Raw genomic sequence first — 16,921 nt, forward strand, 5'->3', positions numbered from 1 at the left:
GTGAAAATGATGGAGTTAACAAGTATGTTTTTAAATCAATTAACAGGTAAAAGCAATTTAAATACTTTTAATACAAGTAATAATAATAAAGGGTTTGATGAATTTTTAAATAAAGCAGAATTAAAAAATAATACAAATAGTTATAATAAAAATTTTGATAAAAAAGATAACTATTCTAAAAATATAAAATATAATGAAAAAAGAGAACCTTTTAATGAAAGTAGTAAAAGAATAGACGCTAAACAGTCTTCAGATAATGATTATAAAAAAATAGATGATAACAGTAATCTAGTAAAAGAAGATATTAGTGATGAAGATAAAGCTATAATTGTTGATAATGATTCTTTAAAAGATTTATCCGAAATTTTAGGTATTTCTACAGATAAAATAATGGATATTTTATCAAATTTATCTATGTCAATATCTATGTTACAAGATGGTAAAAATTTAATTAATTTTTTACAAAATGCATTCGATATAAATAATGCAGCTCAACTATTATCTATAGATAATATAAAAAATATTATGGATAAAATAAGTGAAGTTGCTAAAAATATTGACTATCAAGATATTATAAATTGTGATGTAAAAGAATTATTAAATAATTTAAGTGATGATAAAATTAAAAATATTACTATTTTAAACGGTAATGAAGACTTTAAACAAAAAATAAGTCAATTATTAAAAGAGCTAAATGGTAGTATTATTGAAGAAAATATTAATACAGATTTAATGCAGATTAATAATAGTACAAATTTAGAGCAAAAAACGCTTGATGAACATATTGAAATGCAAAATGTTGACGAAAGTGTAGTTAATTTAGAACAAGGTAAAAATGTTAAACAAGCTAATAATGAAAATCCTTATCAAAGCAGTGGTCAATCTAACAATAATCAACAAGGATTTTTAGGTGAGAATATAAATAAGGAAATTGAAATTAACGAAGAAACTTTTAATATATCATCTATAACTAATAATTCTAAAGTGTTTAACAGTTCTTTACCTAAAACACAAGCTTTTAGAAGTATTAATACAACAGATGTTGTAAATCAAATAATGGAAAAAATAAAAGTTGAAGTTAAACCTAATATTTCTGAAGTGAAAATGTTATTAAAACCAGAACAATTGGGAGAAGTTTCTCTTAAAATAACTACACAAAATGGAATTATTACAGCACAATTTATAGCAGAAAGTCAAAAAGTAAAAGAAATTATAGAATCTAATTTTAATCAACTTAAAGATTTATTATTAGAACAAGGCATTAATGTTGGTGGATTAGAAGTTAATGTGTCTAATAGTGAAGGTGGAGAACAAACATATAATATGTTTGAACAAAATAATAAAAATAATAGAACTTTTGATAATCAAATAGAAAACAACATAGAAATAAAAGAAAATCAACAAAAAGTAGAGCAAGAACAACTATTAGATTCTCAAGTAAATTATTCTATATAGGAGGTGAAATAAATGGATAAAATGTTAGATAGTACTATGTATAGTAATATACGTAATAACCCAAGAGCTTCTATTAATGGTATTTCTAATGGAACTTCTATGAGAAGTACAGAAAAAGTAAATAAAGAAAAAAAAGAAAATGATACATCTGGTCCACAGGTGAGCCTACCAGAACAAGGTGGAGCAATAAAAAATCCTAGCAATGTTAGAGAAGTAAAAACTCAGTTAGGAAAAGATGACTTTTTAAAACTTTTGGTTACTCAATTAAAATATCAAGATCCATTACAACCTATGGATAATACTGAATTTATTGCTCAAACAGCACAATTTACTGCATTAGAGCAGATGCAAAATTTAAATAAAACAATGAATAATTCACAAGCTTTTCAAACTATAGGAAAAGGCGTATTTTTAAATACTCTTAATGAAAAATCTGGTCAATATGAACTTATTTATGGTATAGTTGACTCTGTAGAAATTAAAAATGGTAAGCCATATCTTAATGTTGGAGGCAAAACTGCTCCTTATGAAGATATTTATAAAATGCAAGATGTTAATATGGCAGATAATTCGGCTATGGTTTCTCAAGCTATGTCATTAATAGGAAAAACTATACAAGCTATAACTGTTGATAATGAATTAAATCCAACTGGTTATGTAGAAGGTAGTGTTGATTTTGTTAAGTTTTCACAAGGAGTACCAGTATTAAGTGTTAATGGTAAAGATGTATACTTAGGAGAAATTGTTGCTGTATCTGAAAATACATTACTTATTGGTGCAGAAATAAGTGCTGCTATCGATTCTGAAGGTGTAGATAAGATAACAGGAAAAATAGAAAAGATTTCATTAAAAGATAAAGAGATATTTGTAAAATTAGAAGGTAGTGAAAAAGAAATACAAATAGAAGATATAGGCTCTTTAGTAAGTTCTGTTTCTCTCATAGGAGAAGAAGTAACATTTAATGATACTACTGGTAAAGTAAGTGGTGTAATTATTAAAGATAAAAAAGTATATCTTCAAGTAGGAGATAAAGAAATATCTTATAAAGATATTAATAAGTAGGTGGTGATTTTTTTGACTATAATAAATAACAATTTAATAAATCCTAATTTAGTAAATAAGGTTAAAAAATCTGAGCCTACTGTAAATTATAAAATAAATGAAAAAGAAGAAACATTTAAACAAATTTTAAAAAATAAAGAAGAAAGTAATAATATTATGTTTTCTAAGCATGCTTATATGAGGCTTAATTCTAGAAATTTATCACTTTCTAATTCTCAAATCAAAAGAGTTGAAGATGGTATAAAAAGAGCCGAAGCAAAAGGCATAAAAGATTCACTTGTTTTAGTGGATAATATAGCACTTTTAGTAAACATAAAAAATAAAACAGTTGTTACTGCTATTGACAATAATAGTGAGAAGGTTTATACAAATATAGATGGTGCCGTTATAGTTTAGGCTGGACCTTTAGGAAGCCTATTTTCTTTGAATGACAGATAAGAAAAAGCGGTAAATTTAAGGAGGAAATTATTATGATGAGAAGTATGTACTCAGGTGTTTCTGGGTTAAGAGTGCATCAAACAAAAATGGATGTTATAGCTAATAATATATCAAATATTAATACTGTTGGTTTTAAAAGAGCTTCTGTTTCTTTTAAAGATAGTTTTAATCAAACATTAAGTTCTGCAACTTCTGCTAATCAAGATAGAGGGGGAATAAATCCACAACAAATAGGTATGGGGGCTAACGTTGCTTCTATAGTTAATGTTATGGGACAAGGAGCTGCACAAAGAACAGATTATGGTAGTGACCTTATGATTGATGGGGAAGGTTTCTTTATTGTAAAAGATTCTACTGGATTTTCTTTTACTAGAGCAGGTACATTTGAAGTAGATGCATCAGGTAACCTTGTAGATCCTAATGGGTTTAATGTTTGTGGTTGGAAAGCAGTAGATGATCCAGATAATCCAGGACAACAAAAAATAGTTAAAGATACAGTTACACCTATTAATTTATATGAGGGAAATAACTTATATTCTCCAGCAGAACAAACAACTAGTGTGGAATTTACAGGTAACTTTAATCAAACAACAAATCCTACACAAAAAAATACAATATCTTTTTATGATAGCCAAGGTAATAAATATAGTATAAATATTCAGTTTGATAAAGATCCAGCTACTCCTAATCAATGGACAGCTAGTATACCAACTATTAATGATCAAAATTCACCTGGTAATGGAAAGATAGAAGTAACTGTAAATGGAACTGAAAAAATGTATATGGATGGTATTCAATTAGATTCTGCAAATTTAATATTTAATGAAAATGGAACATTAAAAGAAACTCAAGCAGGTAGTAAATCTATAAAAGTAACAGGACTTGATTTAACAAAATTACAAAAAGTTGGTGCTAATGGACAACTTGAAAATGCTAATTTAGGTGGAGAGCTTACATCTAAAGAATTAAATATAGATTTTTCAACTGTTACACAATTTAACTCTAAAGTAACTGTTACATCTGAAACAAAAGATGGTAATACTGCAGGAAATATGACAGGATACAATATAGATGCAAATGGTATGATTAGAGGAACATATTCTAATGGTAAAACAAGAATTTTAGCTCAAATACCATTAGCTAACTTTAAAAATCCAGCAGGTCTTGAAAAATATGGTAATAACCTTTACAAAGAAACAGGTAACTCTAGTGAGTTTGACGGTATAGGACAAGAAGCTAGTGCTTTAGGGTCTAAATTACAAGGTGGAGCTTTAGAAATGTCAAATGTAGATTTATCTTATGAATTTAGTGAAATGATAACTACACAAAGAGGATTCCAAGCTAATTCTAGAATTATAACTACAACAGATGAAATGATACAAGAATTAGTAAACTTAAAAAGATAATTTTTAATTATAAATAGTATATGGCTTTTAAATTTTATTTTTTAAGAGCTATATACTATAATGTAAAAAAATATTTAAAATAATAAATTTTATACTTGAGAAATTGTTAAAAATAGTGTATATTAATTAAGATAAGAAAATTTAAAATGATAGAGAAACTTTAGGAGAGCATTATTATGATTGTTTTAACAAAATTAAATGATGTAGAGATAGTTATTAATAGTGATTATATAGAGGTAATGCAAGAAACACCAGATACGACAATAACATTAACTACTGGCCGAAAAATAATAGTTAAGGAAGCAGTTGATGATATTATAGAAAAAATAATTACATATAAAAAAAGCTTAAAATAATATAGAGAGGAGTAAATAACAATGGAACTAGGTTTAATTATAGGTTTAGTTGCAGGTATGGGCTTTACATTTATATCTATACTTTTAGCAGGGGATATGCAAGTAAGTGCTGTTGTAAGCTTCCTTGATGCACCATCTTTTATGATAACAGTTGGTGGAGCTATGGCAGCCGTTATAGGGTCTTATCCATTACCTAAATTTGTAAATGCAATGAAAAGTGTTAGCAAAATATTAAAGCCAGACACTGTTGACCCAATAGCAGCTATAAAAGACATTATAGAGCTTGCAAATGTTGCTAGAAAAGAAGGGCTTTTAGCACTTGATGATAAATCTGTAGATATGGATCCCTTTTTAAGAAAAGGAATAATGCTTGTAGTTGATGGAACAGATCAAGAACTTGTAAGAAATGTTTTAGAAACTGAAATGGGATATATAGAAGATAGGCATAAAGAAAATATAGAAATATGGGAGCTTATGGCGTCACAGTTTCCAGCTTGGGGTATGATAGGTACTCTTGTTGGTCTTGTTATAATGCTTCAAAATCTTGATGACCCTTCAGCTATCGGTCCTAAAATGGCCGTTGCCTTAATAACAACTTTTTATGGTTCCTTATTTGCCAACTGGTTATCTACTCCTATTGCAAATAAAATGAAAGTTTATAGTAAACAAGAAATGTTAGTTAAAGAAGTTACAATTGAAGGAATACTATCTGTGGCAGCAGGTGAAAATCCACGTATAATAGAAGAAAAACTTAAAGTTTTCATATCACCAAGTCTTAGAGATTCATTTGGTGAGGGTGATAGCGAATAAGGAATGGTGATATTATATGGCTAAAAAAGAAAAAAAAATAGAGATAAAGCAAGGGCTTGCAGAATGGATGGGTACATATGGCGATATGGTTACATTGCTATTATGTTTTTTCGTTCTTATGTTTGCATCATCAAATGTTGATGCTGAAAAATTTAAACAAATAGCATCATCATTTTCTAATAATCAGATAGTTGTTATGCCAGAACAACAGGCAGGTATGTTAGATGCTTTGGGTAATGGAATTATACAAATGCCTAAAGTGGAAGGTAATTCTGACAAAGAGTTTGAACAAAAAAGTAAAGAAGAAATGGAAAGTATAGCAGAAAAATTTAAAACTTATTTTGCGGAAAATGACCTTCAAGATAAAATAGAAATTGAACAAAATGATAGATATATTACTTTAAATTTTAAAGATGGTATTTTATTTGAAAGTGGTAGTTCAGATTTAAAACCACAAGCAATAACAATATTATCTCAAGTTGCAGATGAATTATTAAAATATCCAGAAAATAATATAAAAATAGAAGGTCATACAGATAATAGACCAATTAATACAATAAGATATCCAAATAACTGGTATTTATCTGCTGCTAGAGCTATATCTGTTGCAACATACTTTACAGATACGAAAGGATTTCCACCAGATAGAATATCTACTGAAGGATATGGGGAATATAAACAAAAAGTACCTAATGATACTCCAGAAAATAGAGCTATTAACAGGAGAGTTGAAATAAAAGTTATTAGTAAATATTATAATAATGAACTATAAGCATTAAGGAGGCATACAAAATGGGAAAAAATAAAGTAGGAATGATACTAATAATAGTACTATTAGTTATTTTATTAGTATTATTTGCAGTAGGATTTGGGTTTTTATATAAAGCTATGAATAAAGCTAATCAAGGCGATGAAGCTAATGTAGTAGTACAACAAGAGCTAAAAATAGAAGATATAACTAACTTTCCAATAGGTGACCCAATAGTAACAAACTTATTAGAAGGACCAGATAAAAAAACTCATGTAATAAAAATAAATGTAAGTTTAGGTATAAACACAAGTAAAGATACAGCAAAAGATGCTGAAAAGCTTATTCCTACATTAGAAGCTCAAAAACCAGTTATAAAAGATACTGTAATAGGTATTTGTAGAAGTAAAACTTATGAAGAGCTAAATATGACAGATGCAAGAGTTGTTTTGAAAAACGAAATATTATTAAAATTACAAGAAATTTTTTCAACAGACCTTATAGTAGATGTATATGTTGATGAAATATTCTTACAATAATATAATTTTTTGAAAGGTAGGTGGTATATAAATGAGCGAAATTTTATCTCAGGAGGAGATAGATAGCCTTTTAAGCGCTATGGCAAGTGGTAACAATGAAGTTATTGAGCAAGCACCAGAAAATGAAAAAAAGGTAAGTCTTTATAACTTTGCAAGGCCATCTAAGTTTGGTAAAGAACAATTAAGAACTCTTGAAGTTATTTTTGATAATTTTGCTAGAATATCATCTTCATTTTTAACAGGCTATTTAAGAAGTACAACAACAATAGAGGTTATAAGTTCTGAACAAGTAACATATGGAGAGTTTAATAATTCATTATTAAATCCAGTTGTACTTAGTATAATAGACTTTAATCCTTTTAAAGGCTCTATTTTATTAGATTTGTCATCTAATATAGGTTATGCTATGATAGATAGGATACTTGGAGGAACTGGTAAAACAGTAAGTAAAATAAGAGAATTTACTGAAATAGAGGTTACTTTACTAAGTAAAATAATGGAGAAGCTTGTTGATAGATTAGAAGAGCCTTGGAGTCAAGTTTGTGAAATAAATCCACGCCTTGAAAAACTTGAAACAAATGCCCAATTTGCTCAAATAATGTCTCCTAATGAAATGGTAGCTTTAGTTACTTTAAGCATTAAAGTTGGTGATATAGAGGGATTAATGAACTTCTGTATACCATATATAGTTATAGAGCCTATTGTAGGAAACTTAAATACAAAACATTGGTTCTCTACAGTAGATGGTAATAATGATGGACAATATAGACCTTTTGTAGAAAGTCATTTACAAGAAACAAAAATACCTATATCTGTTATAGTAGGTAAAACTAATATTACAGTAGATGAATTCATAAATATACAAGTAGGTGATGTTATACCTTTAGATTCATATGTAACATCAGATTTTAAGGTTAAAGTTGGAGATTTAACAAAATTTTATGCTAAGCCTGGCGTAAATAAAGGTAAAAATGCTATACAAATAACTTCTATTATTAGGAAGGGGGAATAAAGATGAGCGACATGCTTTCGCAAGAAGAAATAAATGCTTTGCTAGGCGATAGTGTAGCTACTAATGAAGATAAAAATTTAAATAATTCAAGTGAAATATTAACAGATGAGAATAGGGATATTTTAGGTGAAGTTGGTAACATAAGTATGGGAACATCAGCTACTACTTTATCTGCATTATTAAATCATAAAGTGGAAATATCTACACCAACTGTTAGTATGGTTTATCCAAAAGATTTATCTTCAAAATATGATAAACCTTGTGTAGGTCTTAAAATAAATTATAAAGAAGGTTTAATAGGATCTAATCTTCTTATATTAAAACAAGAAGACGTAAAAATAATAGCAAATCTTATGATGGGTGGAGACGGTAATGTACCACTAGATGAAGAGCTTACAGAATTAGACCTTAGTGCTATATCTGAAGCTATGAACCAAATGGTTGGGTCTTCTTCTACATCATTATCATCTATGTTAGGATATAAAATAGATATAGATACACCTCAAGCTTTTATTTTAAAATTTGAAGATGATACATTTTTTGAAGAACTAACTATTACAGATGAACATTTAGTATGTAATTCTTTTAGAATGGTTGTACAAGATTTAATAGATAGTGAGATAATGCAACTTTTACCAATAGAATTTGCAGAAAGTATTATACAAAAGCTTACAGCAAATGAGGCTGAAGCAACACCAGAACCGACACCACAGCCAGTTCCACAACCACAACCGACACAGCCTCAAATACCACAACCAACACCAACACCTCAGCCACAACCAATACCACAACCAGTACAGCAACAACCTATGTCTCAACAAAGTAATATTATGCATAATAATGTTAATGTACAAACAGCACAGTTCCAAAGTTTTGATATGAATGAACTTGCACAACAAAAAGAAAATATTACTATAATTAGAGATGTACCTCTTGAAGTAACAGTAGAGCTTGGTAGAACTAGAAAACCTATTAAAGAAATATTAGAATTTAATCCAGGGACTGTTATAGAGCTTGACAAATTAGCTGGTGAGCCTATAGATATACTTGTTAATGGTAAATTTATAGCAAGAGGAGAAGTTGTAGTAATAGATGAAAACTTTGGTGTTAGGATTACAGATATTATAAATACTGAAGAAAGAATATAGTTAAATATATAATTAAAATGTTATATTAAAATAAAAATAATTTTATTAATAAGGAGAGTAAAAAAATGTCTGATAAAAATATACTTTTAGTTGATGATGCTGCTTTTATGAGAATGATGTTAAAGGATATACTTACTAAAAATGGTTATAATGTAATAGGAGAAGCAGAAAATGGTGCTCAAGCAGTAGAAAAATATAAAGAACTTAAACCTAATTTAGTTGTTATGGATATAACTATGCCAGAAATGGACGGTATACAAGCTGCAAAAGCTATAAAAGGTGAAGATGCAAATGCTTTAATTATTATGTGTTCTGCTATGGGACAACAAGCTATGGTTATTGAAGCAATACAAGCAGGAGCTAAAGACTTTATTGTTAAGCCATTCCAGCCAGATAGAGTTTTAGAAGCTGTTAAAAAAGTAATAGGATAATTATGATATTATTATCTAGTATAACACAAAAAAGCCAACCCCTTAACTTTTTGGGAATGGCTTTTCAGCTTATATTTTTAATATTAATATTCATATTTGTTATATTTTTAGCTTATTATTCTACAAAATTTATAGCAAATGCAAAAATTAAAAATATGACTAAAAATAATATGAAAATAATAGAGACTATATCTATAGGATTTAACTATGTTCATATTATCCAAGTAAATAAACAATACTTTTTAATAAGTTCATCTAAAGAAGGTATTAGAATTTTAACAGAAATAGATGGTAAAGATTTAATAATAAATGAAAATAATTCACAATCTTTACCATTTGAAAAATACCTTAAACAATATTTTAATAATACAAAAGAAAAAGGAAAAAAGGGAGGTAAATATGAAGAATAAAAAAATTTTAGCTAAAATAATATTGTTGGCTAGTATTTTTTCAATAATAGTATTTACCTCCTCAACTGTTTTTGCTAACAATATTTTTCCGGATATTAGTATAAGTGTTGGAGATAATAATGATGGAGGAGTGGCTACATCTGTACAGTTAATAGTATTATTTACAATACTAACGTTAGCACCATCTATTATAATAATGCTTACTTCTTTTACAAGAATAGTTATATCTCTTCATTTTTTAAGAAATGCTTTGGGAACACAACAAATGCCACCTAACCAAATAATTATTGGTATAGCATTATTTTTAACAATATTTATAATGTCACCAACTATAAAACAAGTAAATGAAAAAGCATTTATACCATATTCTGAGGGTAAAATATCACAACAACAATTTATAGATGAATCTATGAAACCTATAAGAGAATTTATGTTTACACAAGTTAGTGATAAAGATTTAAAATTATTTACAGATTTAGCAGGTATAGAATCTTATGATAATTTAGAAGATGTTCCAAGTTCTATTTTAATACCATCATTTATATTAGGTGAAGTTACAAAAGGATTTATAATAGGATTTATAATATATATACCATTTATTGTAATAGATATGGTAGTTTCTTCAGTCCTTATGGCTATGGGTATGATGATGTTACCACCAGCTTTAATATCGGCACCGTTTAAAATAATATTTTTTATAATGATAGACGGTTGGAATTTAATTATTGGTAGTATTGTAAAAACATTTACAGGATAAGGAGGGCTTTTATGTCAGAAGATACTGTAATTAATATAATGCAAATGGCTATAAAAACTGTTATATTTGCTTCAGCACCACCTTTATTATTAGGTCTTATAGTAGGTATAGTAGTAAGTATAATACAAACAATTACCTCTATTAATGAACAGACATTAGCACTTATACCTAAAATTTTGGCTGTTTTTTTATCATTAATAATATTTGGACCTTTTATAATAAATTCTATAAAAGAACTTTTTTTAGCCTTATATGTGGACCTTGTTAGGTTTATCCGTTAAGGGGAGAATATAATGAATTTTGAAAATACTCAAGTTTTAGTTGACATATTTAATAATGCAGATTTATATATGTTAATACTTGTTAGAATATTAGGATTTTTAATTTTTATGCCTGTTATAGGTGGTAATAATGGTATAGCTATGATAAAAATAGGATTAGCAATGGCTATATCTACTATAATATTTACTTCTGGCAATGTTGAACAAGTAACATATGTAAATAATTTTATGAGTTATTTTATGTTAATTTTAAAAGAATTTTTTATAGGAGCTATAATTAGTTATATAGTGTTTTTTGTGTTTAATTCTGTTTATTTTACAGGTCATATGATAGACCAACAAATAGGATATTCTATGGCAAATGTTTTTGACCCAATGACTAATACACAAGTGCCAATAACTGGTAATTTATATTATTTTTCATTATGTGTATTATTTATTTTAAATAGAGGTCATCATATGGTTATAAGCACTATATTTTATAGTTATAAATCTTTGCCCATTGGTAAAGCATATATATTAGGTAACAATGGATTATTTTACGGTATTATAAATATAATGATAGAGTTTTTAAAAATAGGATTTTTATTTGCTTTACCTATCATAGGATTAATACTTGTTATGGATATTGCATTAGGTGTATTAGTCCGTGCAGTACCAAAAATGAATGTTTTTGTTGTAGGTATGCCCTTAAAAGTTATAGCTGGGCTGTTAGCTTTATGGGTTATAACACCAGTATTTTCTGAAGTTTATTATAGGATATATAATTTAATTTCAGAACTTTTATTAAATTCTATAAAGGTTATGATGCCATGATAGTTTCAAAAGTTAAGGATAAAAATAATTTTTATATTAATATAAATCTAAAGTTTTTTAGTGGTGAAAAAACAGAAAAACCAACACCTAAAAGAAAACAAAAAGCTAGAAGTGAAGGGCAAGTTGCAATAAGTAAAGAAATTGCTACTGCAATAACTTTAATATTAGGTTTTTTGAGCTTAAAAATTTTAGGTAAATTTATGTATAAACAAATAGCAAGTGTAATGAATTTTAATTTTACGTTAATACAGGATGCAGATAAAATAATAAGTGAAGACTATCTTTTAGATTTTTTTATTTATATAACTTTAAGATGTATTATTATAGCAGGTCCTATATGTATAGTTACTATGTTTGTGGGTATAGTAACAAATATATTACAGGTAGGTTGGCATCCAACGACAAAACCACTAAAACCAAAGTTTGATGCTTTTAATCCAGCTAATGGATTTAAAAGACTATTTTCTTTTAAACAAATAGTTGAAGCATTTATATCTATTATAAAAATTATATTTTTAGGTATTGTTATATATACAGCTATAAAAGGTAAATCACATCAATTAACAAATATTGTATATATGGATTTATTTTCTGCTGTTATATACATATGTAATTTATGTATAGATATAGGGCTTAGGGTAGGATATTTTTTCATTATTATAGCAATTTTAGATTTTGTTTATCAAAGATACTCTCATAATAAAAAATTAAGAATGAGTAAACAAGACATAAAAGATGAATATAAGCAAACAGAAGGAGATCCAGTTATAAAAGGAAAAATTAGGCAAAAGATGAGAGAATCGGCCTTAAAAAGAATGATGCAAGAGGTGCCTGGAGCAGATGTTGTTATAACAAATCCAACACATTTTGCAGTTGCAATAAAATATGATAGAGAAAAAGAAGGAGCTCCTGTTGTTTTAGCTAAAGGTGTAGACCATTTAGCACAAAAAATAAAGAATGTAGCTAAAGAAAATAAAGTTGAAATTGTAGAAAATAAGCCTTTAGCAAGGGCATTATATAGCACAGTTGATGTTGGCAAAGAAATACCGCCAGAATTATATCAAGCAGTTGCCGAAGTTCTTGCCTTTGTTTATAAGCTTAAAAATATGGTTTAACTTTTAATATAGATTTTATGGAGAAATTTTTATGAAAATAAAAGAAGCATTTTTAGGTATTTTTATTATATTAATAGTTTTAGTATTAATCATTCCTGTACCTTCATTTTTATTAGACTTTTTATTTATGATTAATATATTTTTTGCAGTATTAATCCTTTTAGATGCTATATATTCTAAAAAAGCTCTTGATATGAGTATGTTTCCTACAATATTATTAGTAACAACACTATTTAGAATAGCTTTAAACTTATCTTCTACAAAGCTTATACTTTTAGAAGGTGATGCAGGCGAAGTTATAGAAACCTTTGGACAGTTTGTTGCAGGTGGTAATATGGTTGTAGGTGTAATCATATTTTTAATCCTTGTTTTAGTAAACTTTATGGTTATAACAAAAGGTTCTGAAAGGGTATCTGAGGTTACAGCTAGATTTACACTTGATGCTATGCCGGGTAAACAAATGGCAATAGATGCCGATTTAAATACAGGGCTTATAAATGATGAAGAAGCTAAAGCTAGAAGAAAAGAAATTCAAGACGAAGCATCATTTTATGGAGCTATGGACGGTGCATCTAAGTTTGTAAAAGGTGATGCAATAGCAGGTATTATAATAACTGCAATAAATATGATAGGTGGTATAACACTTGGTATGACTGGTTTATCTACGGGGACTAAACTACCTTTTGGAGAAGCTGTACAAGTATATACTCTTATGACAATAGGTGATGGTCTTGTAGGTCAAATACCAGCTATATTAATATCTACTGCAACAGGTATATTAGTTACTAAATCTAGCGAAGAAGATGGTATAACATCATCTCTTACAAAACAATTATTTAGCATACCATTAACATTATATATTGCAGGATTTGTTATGATAGCATTAGGGTTTACACCTTTACCAACTATGTTTTTTGTTCCTTTTGGTATCGTTTTACTATTTTGTGGGTATCAACTTAATAAGGCACAAAAAGTACAGGCTATTACAGAAGAAATATCTACAGAAGATGAAGAAGTTGAAGAAATTAGAAAACCAGAAAATGTTATTTCTTTATTAAATGTAGACCCTATTTTATTAATATTTGGTTATGGTTTAATCCCTTTAGTTGATAATAGTCAAGGGGGAGATTTATTAGATAGAGTTGTTATGATTAGAAGGCAAATAGCATTAGAGCTTGGTGCAGTAGTACCAATAATAAGGCTTAGAGATGATATAAAGCTTGCTCCTAATCAATATAAAATATTAATAAAAGGTGTGGAAGTAGCAGAAGGTGAAATATTATTTGACCATTATATGGCTATGAATCCAGGATATATTGAAGAAGAAATAGATGGTATAGAAACAGTTGAGCCTTATTTAGGATTACCAGCATTATGGATAACAGAAACACAAAGAGAACGAGCAGAAGCTTTAGGTTATACAGTAGTAGACCCGCCAGCTATTATAGCAACTCATTTAACAGAAGTAATAAGAAATAGCTTAAGCGAGTTATTATCAAGACAAGATGTACAAACATTAATAGATAATGTTAAAGAAAATCATCCAGTTCTTATAGATGAATTAGTACCAAAATTATTAGGTATAGGTGAAGTTCAAAAAGTTTTATCAAATCTTCTTAAAGAAGGTATATCTATAAGAGATTTAGTTACTATATTAGAAACATTAGCAGATTATGCTCAAGTTACAAGAGATACAGATATGCTTACAGAATATGTAAGACAATCTCTTAAAAAGAGCATATCTCAAAAATATTTTTCAGATGCAGGAAATAAAGTTATTACACTAGACCCTAATCTTGAACAAGAAATAATGGATAGTGTTCAACATTCTGAACAAGGGTCTTTCATAGCATTAGACCCAGAAAAAACTCAGATGATATTTAACAGTTTAAATACACAATTATCTAAGCTAACAACACTTGGCATACAACCAATTATTCTTACTTCTCCGGTTGTTAGAATTTACTTTAAAAAACTTGTAGAACAAGTAGCACCAGATTTAGTTGTAATTAGCTACAATGAGATAGATCCTAGTGCAGAAATTCAATCTATTGGAATGGTGGAAATTTAAATATGAAAATAAAAAAATATCAAGGTGAAACAGAAGAACAAGTTATAGAAATGGCTAAACAAGAGTTAGGAAATGATGCAATTGTACTTAGTATAAAAAAAATAACTCCTACAGGTATATTTTCTATAATAAAAAAGCCCTATATTGAGCTTACAGCATCTTATGATGAAAATAAGGTAAAGATAGAAGAAAAGCCTAAAAATTTTTTTGGAGATATAAAAAATAAATCAAATAATTTTGAAGATAGGCTAAAAGAAAAAGATAATACTATAGAAAGATTAGAAAAAAGGATAGCTGAATTAGAAGCATATCTAGAAAAAGCTATGAAAACTCTTTCTATGGATAAAAATGTAAAAAATGATAAATATAAAAATCAATTAGTACAATTTATATATGAAATGCTTATAACAAAAGGAGTAAATCAATCTGTTTGTGATGATATTTTGCAAGAAATTGATAAAGAAGAAAATCAAAATATTGATTTAATTGTTAAAGTAGTATATAATAAAATAGTAGAAATATTAGAAAATGTAGTATGTAAAGACTTAAGCATAGAAAATGAACAGAAGAATAATGAAGCTAAAAGTATAGTATTTTTAGGCACTACAGGTGTTGGTAAAACTACAACAATAGCAAAATTATCTTCAAACCTTATTATGAACAAAAATAAAAAAGTAGGATTTATTACTTCAGATACTTACAGAATAGCTGCTGTAGAACAACTTAAAACATATGCTGAAATTTTAGGAAGCCAAGTAGAAGTTGTTTATAAACCAGAAGATGTAAAAGAAAAAATTAATAAGTTAAAAGTAGTAAATGATTATATTTTCTTTGATACTGCTGGTAGATCTCATAAAAATGAAAAAAATATGGAAGAGATAAAAGAACTATTAAAAGAAATAGAAAATCCAGAAATATATCTTGTTATTAGCTCTACAAGTAATTTTGAAGATATAGAAAATATAATAAATGTATATTCTAAATTTTCACAATTTAATATTATTTTTACTAAAATAGATGAAACAGATACTATAGGAACAATATTAAATATAGCACATAGTACTAAACATAAAATAGCATATGTTACTGTAGGGCAAAATGTACCATCAGATATAGAAAAATTTTCTGGAGAAAAAATTGCTAAAGTTTTGTTAGGGAGTATGTATAAATAATGGATCAAGCTAAAGAGCTAAGAAGCTTAATAAATAATGTACAAAATATAAATTTAAAAAATACACTTAATTCTAGAGTTTTAACTATTAGTAGTGGTAAAGGTGGAGTTGGTAAATCTAGTTTTTCAGTAAATCTTGCTATATATTTATCAAGTTTAAACAAAAGAGTTTTGATAATAGATGCAGATTTTGGACTAGCTAATATAGAAGTATTATTAGGTGTTAGACCTAAATACAACTTTTATCATATGTTAAAAGGTGAAAAAAATATTTCAGAAATTATAGTAGATACGGATTATGGAATAAAACTTATATCTGGTGGTAATGGTTTAAAAGAATTATCTAATGTAAATAGTACAGAAATAAAATATTTTATAGAGCAATTTGAGTATTTAGATAAAATTGCAGACATAATAATAATAGATACGGGTGCTGGTATATCTCCTAATGTTACTAATTTTTTAATGGCTTCAGATGAAAATATTATTGTTACAACTCCTGAGCCTACTTCTTTTACAGATGCTTATACACTTATAAAAATTATAAAAGAACAAAATAAAGCAATAGACAAAATAGGAATTGTTATTAATAAGGCAGATGATAAATATGAAGCAGATAGAATTTTTACTAAATTAGACCATGTGTGTAACAAATTTTTAGGAATAAATATAGAAAATATGGGATACATAGCAACAGATGTAGCACTTATAAAAGCTGTAAAACAACAGCAACCTGCTATATTATCTTTTCCAAATAGTGATTTTTCTAAATCTATAAAAATTATTGGTAATAGAATAGTAGATGAAAATCAAGTTGTATCTAATGAAGGGATAAAAAGTTTTATTCAAAGATTAACACGAATTTTTAATAAATAATATATATCTATATGTATAT

19 protein-coding genes are annotated in these 16,921 nt (G+C 27.4%); all 19 read left to right on the forward strand.

Annotated features, from left to right (window positions below):
- Positions 1-6 precede the first annotated feature (6 nt).
- The 19 genes from NBW53_RS01835 (at position 7) to NBW53_RS01925 (ending at position 16,902) form a co-directional block, all read left to right on the forward strand.
- A complete protein-coding gene (locus tag NBW53_RS01835; protein ID WP_250278420.1) occupies positions 7-1,455 on the forward strand; it encodes a flagellar hook-length control protein FliK in 1,449 nt (482 codons plus the stop codon).
- Positions 1,456-1,467: 12 nt separating this feature from the next.
- Positions 1,468-2,517, forward strand: coding sequence for a flagellar hook assembly protein FlgD (locus tag NBW53_RS01840; RefSeq protein WP_250278421.1), 1,050 nt, complete (start codon positions 1,468-1,470; stop codon positions 2,515-2,517).
- Between the two features lie 12 nt (positions 2,518-2,529).
- Complete coding sequence (locus NBW53_RS01845) at positions 2,530-2,913, forward strand: TIGR02530 family flagellar biosynthesis protein (RefSeq protein WP_250278422.1); 384 nt, start codon at positions 2,530-2,532, stop codon at positions 2,911-2,913.
- 74 nt (positions 2,914-2,987) lie between these two features.
- Entirely contained in the window at positions 2,988-4,361 is a 1,374-nt protein-coding gene (locus NBW53_RS01850; protein WP_250278423.1) for a flagellar hook protein FlgE, read from the forward strand.
- Positions 4,362-4,537: 176 nt separating this feature from the next.
- Complete coding sequence (locus NBW53_RS01855) at positions 4,538-4,717, forward strand: flagellar FlbD family protein (RefSeq protein ID WP_250278424.1); 180 nt, start codon at positions 4,538-4,540, stop codon at positions 4,715-4,717.
- Between the two features lie 21 nt (positions 4,718-4,738).
- A complete protein-coding gene (locus NBW53_RS01860) occupies positions 4,739-5,527 on the forward strand; it encodes a motility protein A (RefSeq protein ID WP_250278425.1) in 789 nt (262 codons plus the stop codon).
- 16 nt (positions 5,528-5,543) lie between these two features.
- The gene (locus NBW53_RS01865; RefSeq protein WP_250278426.1) at positions 5,544-6,299 is read left to right on the forward strand and encodes an OmpA/MotB family protein; all 756 of its coding nucleotides are present in this window, start codon (positions 5,544-5,546) and stop codon (positions 6,297-6,299) included.
- A gap of 20 nt (positions 6,300-6,319) precedes the next feature.
- Positions 6,320-6,814, forward strand: coding sequence for a flagellar basal body-associated FliL family protein (locus NBW53_RS01870; protein ID WP_250278427.1), 495 nt, complete (start codon positions 6,320-6,322; stop codon positions 6,812-6,814).
- 31 nt (positions 6,815-6,845) lie between these two features.
- A complete protein-coding gene (gene fliM / locus NBW53_RS01875; RefSeq protein WP_250278428.1) occupies positions 6,846-7,826 on the forward strand; it encodes a flagellar motor switch protein FliM in 981 nt (326 codons plus the stop codon).
- Positions 7,827-7,828: 2 nt separating this feature from the next.
- Positions 7,829-8,974, forward strand: coding sequence for a flagellar motor switch phosphatase FliY (fliY, locus tag NBW53_RS01880; protein WP_250278429.1), 1,146 nt, complete (start codon positions 7,829-7,831; stop codon positions 8,972-8,974).
- Positions 8,975-9,039: 65 nt separating this feature from the next.
- On the forward strand, positions 9,040-9,405 hold the full coding sequence (locus NBW53_RS01885; protein ID WP_250278430.1) for a response regulator: 366 nt from the start codon (positions 9,040-9,042) through the stop codon (positions 9,403-9,405).
- 2 nt (positions 9,406-9,407) lie between these two features.
- Positions 9,408-9,815, forward strand: a complete 408-nt coding sequence (locus NBW53_RS01890) for a flagellar biosynthetic protein FliO (RefSeq protein ID WP_250278431.1) — start codon at positions 9,408-9,410, stop codon at positions 9,813-9,815.
- Complete coding sequence (gene fliP / locus NBW53_RS01895; protein WP_250278432.1) at positions 9,805-10,572, forward strand: flagellar type III secretion system pore protein FliP; 768 nt, start codon at positions 9,805-9,807, stop codon at positions 10,570-10,572. The genes NBW53_RS01890 and fliP overlap by 11 nt, the downstream gene beginning before the upstream one ends.
- Before the next feature lie 11 nt (positions 10,573-10,583).
- Positions 10,584-10,853 (forward strand): flagellar biosynthetic protein FliQ, encoded by a 270-nt coding sequence (locus NBW53_RS01900; RefSeq protein ID WP_250278433.1) that lies wholly within the window; start codon positions 10,584-10,586, stop codon positions 10,851-10,853.
- 12 nt (positions 10,854-10,865) lie between these two features.
- Positions 10,866-11,669, forward strand: coding sequence for a flagellar biosynthetic protein FliR (fliR, locus tag NBW53_RS01905; protein ID WP_250278434.1), 804 nt, complete (start codon positions 10,866-10,868; stop codon positions 11,667-11,669).
- Positions 11,666-12,784: a flagellar biosynthesis protein FlhB gene (gene flhB, locus NBW53_RS01910; protein WP_250278435.1), complete on the forward strand. Its 1,119-nt coding sequence runs from the start codon at positions 11,666-11,668 to the stop codon at positions 12,782-12,784. Before fliR ends, flhB begins: the two co-directional genes overlap by 4 nt.
- Before the next feature lie 31 nt (positions 12,785-12,815).
- Positions 12,816-14,855 carry a flagellar biosynthesis protein FlhA gene (flhA, locus tag NBW53_RS01915; protein ID WP_250278436.1) on the forward strand — a complete coding sequence of 680 codons (2,040 nt, stop codon included), beginning with the start codon at positions 12,816-12,818 and terminating at the stop codon, positions 14,853-14,855.
- A gap of 2 nt (positions 14,856-14,857) precedes the next feature.
- Positions 14,858-16,027, forward strand: a complete 1,170-nt coding sequence (flhF, locus tag NBW53_RS01920; RefSeq protein WP_250278437.1) for a flagellar biosynthesis protein FlhF — start codon at positions 14,858-14,860, stop codon at positions 16,025-16,027.
- Positions 16,027-16,902: a MinD/ParA family protein gene (locus tag NBW53_RS01925; RefSeq protein ID WP_250278438.1), complete on the forward strand. Its 876-nt coding sequence runs from the start codon at positions 16,027-16,029 to the stop codon at positions 16,900-16,902. Before flhF ends, NBW53_RS01925 begins: the two co-directional genes overlap by 1 nt.
- Positions 16,903-16,921 lie beyond the last annotated feature (19 nt).

Origin of the sequence: [Clostridium] colinum (assembly GCF_940677205.1) — a bacterium.
In the GTDB taxonomy this organism is placed as follows: Bacteria; Bacillota; Clostridia; order Lachnospirales; family CAG-274; genus Tyzzerella; species Tyzzerella colina.

What these genes read in the sequence shown, in the direction of transcription:
- NBW53_RS01835 (WP_250278420.1), top strand. Translation starts at nt 7, where the DNA reads ATGATGGAGTTAACAAGTATGTTTTTAAATCAATTAACAGGTAAAAGC.
- NBW53_RS01840 (WP_250278421.1), top strand. Translation starts at nt 1,468, where the DNA reads ATGGATAAAATGTTAGATAGTACTATGTATAGTAATATACGTAATAAC.
- NBW53_RS01850 (WP_250278423.1), top strand. Translation starts at nt 2,988, where the DNA reads ATGATGAGAAGTATGTACTCAGGTGTTTCTGGGTTAAGAGTGCATCAA.
- NBW53_RS01855 (WP_250278424.1), top strand. Translation starts at nt 4,538, where the DNA reads ATGATTGTTTTAACAAAATTAAATGATGTAGAGATAGTTATTAATAGT.
- NBW53_RS01860 (WP_250278425.1), top strand. Translation starts at nt 4,739, where the DNA reads ATGGAACTAGGTTTAATTATAGGTTTAGTTGCAGGTATGGGCTTTACA.
- NBW53_RS01865 (WP_250278426.1), top strand. Translation starts at nt 5,544, where the DNA reads ATGGCTAAAAAAGAAAAAAAAATAGAGATAAAGCAAGGGCTTGCAGAA.
- NBW53_RS01870 (WP_250278427.1), top strand. Translation starts at nt 6,320, where the DNA reads ATGGGAAAAAATAAAGTAGGAATGATACTAATAATAGTACTATTAGTT.
- fliM (WP_250278428.1), top strand. Translation starts at nt 6,846, where the DNA reads ATGAGCGAAATTTTATCTCAGGAGGAGATAGATAGCCTTTTAAGCGCT.
- fliY (WP_250278429.1), top strand. Translation starts at nt 7,829, where the DNA reads ATGAGCGACATGCTTTCGCAAGAAGAAATAAATGCTTTGCTAGGCGAT.
- NBW53_RS01885 (WP_250278430.1), top strand. Translation starts at nt 9,040, where the DNA reads ATGTCTGATAAAAATATACTTTTAGTTGATGATGCTGCTTTTATGAGA.
- NBW53_RS01890 (WP_250278431.1), top strand. Translation starts at nt 9,408, where the DNA reads ATGATATTATTATCTAGTATAACACAAAAAAGCCAACCCCTTAACTTT.
- fliP (WP_250278432.1), top strand. Translation starts at nt 9,805, where the DNA reads ATGAAGAATAAAAAAATTTTAGCTAAAATAATATTGTTGGCTAGTATT.
- NBW53_RS01900 (WP_250278433.1), top strand. Translation starts at nt 10,584, where the DNA reads ATGTCAGAAGATACTGTAATTAATATAATGCAAATGGCTATAAAAACT.
- fliR (WP_250278434.1), top strand. Translation starts at nt 10,866, where the DNA reads ATGAATTTTGAAAATACTCAAGTTTTAGTTGACATATTTAATAATGCA.
- flhB (WP_250278435.1), top strand. Translation starts at nt 11,666, where the DNA reads ATGATAGTTTCAAAAGTTAAGGATAAAAATAATTTTTATATTAATATA.
- flhA (WP_250278436.1), top strand. Translation starts at nt 12,816, where the DNA reads ATGAAAATAAAAGAAGCATTTTTAGGTATTTTTATTATATTAATAGTT.
- flhF (WP_250278437.1), top strand. Translation starts at nt 14,858, where the DNA reads ATGAAAATAAAAAAATATCAAGGTGAAACAGAAGAACAAGTTATAGAA.
- NBW53_RS01925 (WP_250278438.1), top strand. Translation starts at nt 16,027, where the DNA reads ATGGATCAAGCTAAAGAGCTAAGAAGCTTAATAAATAATGTACAAAAT.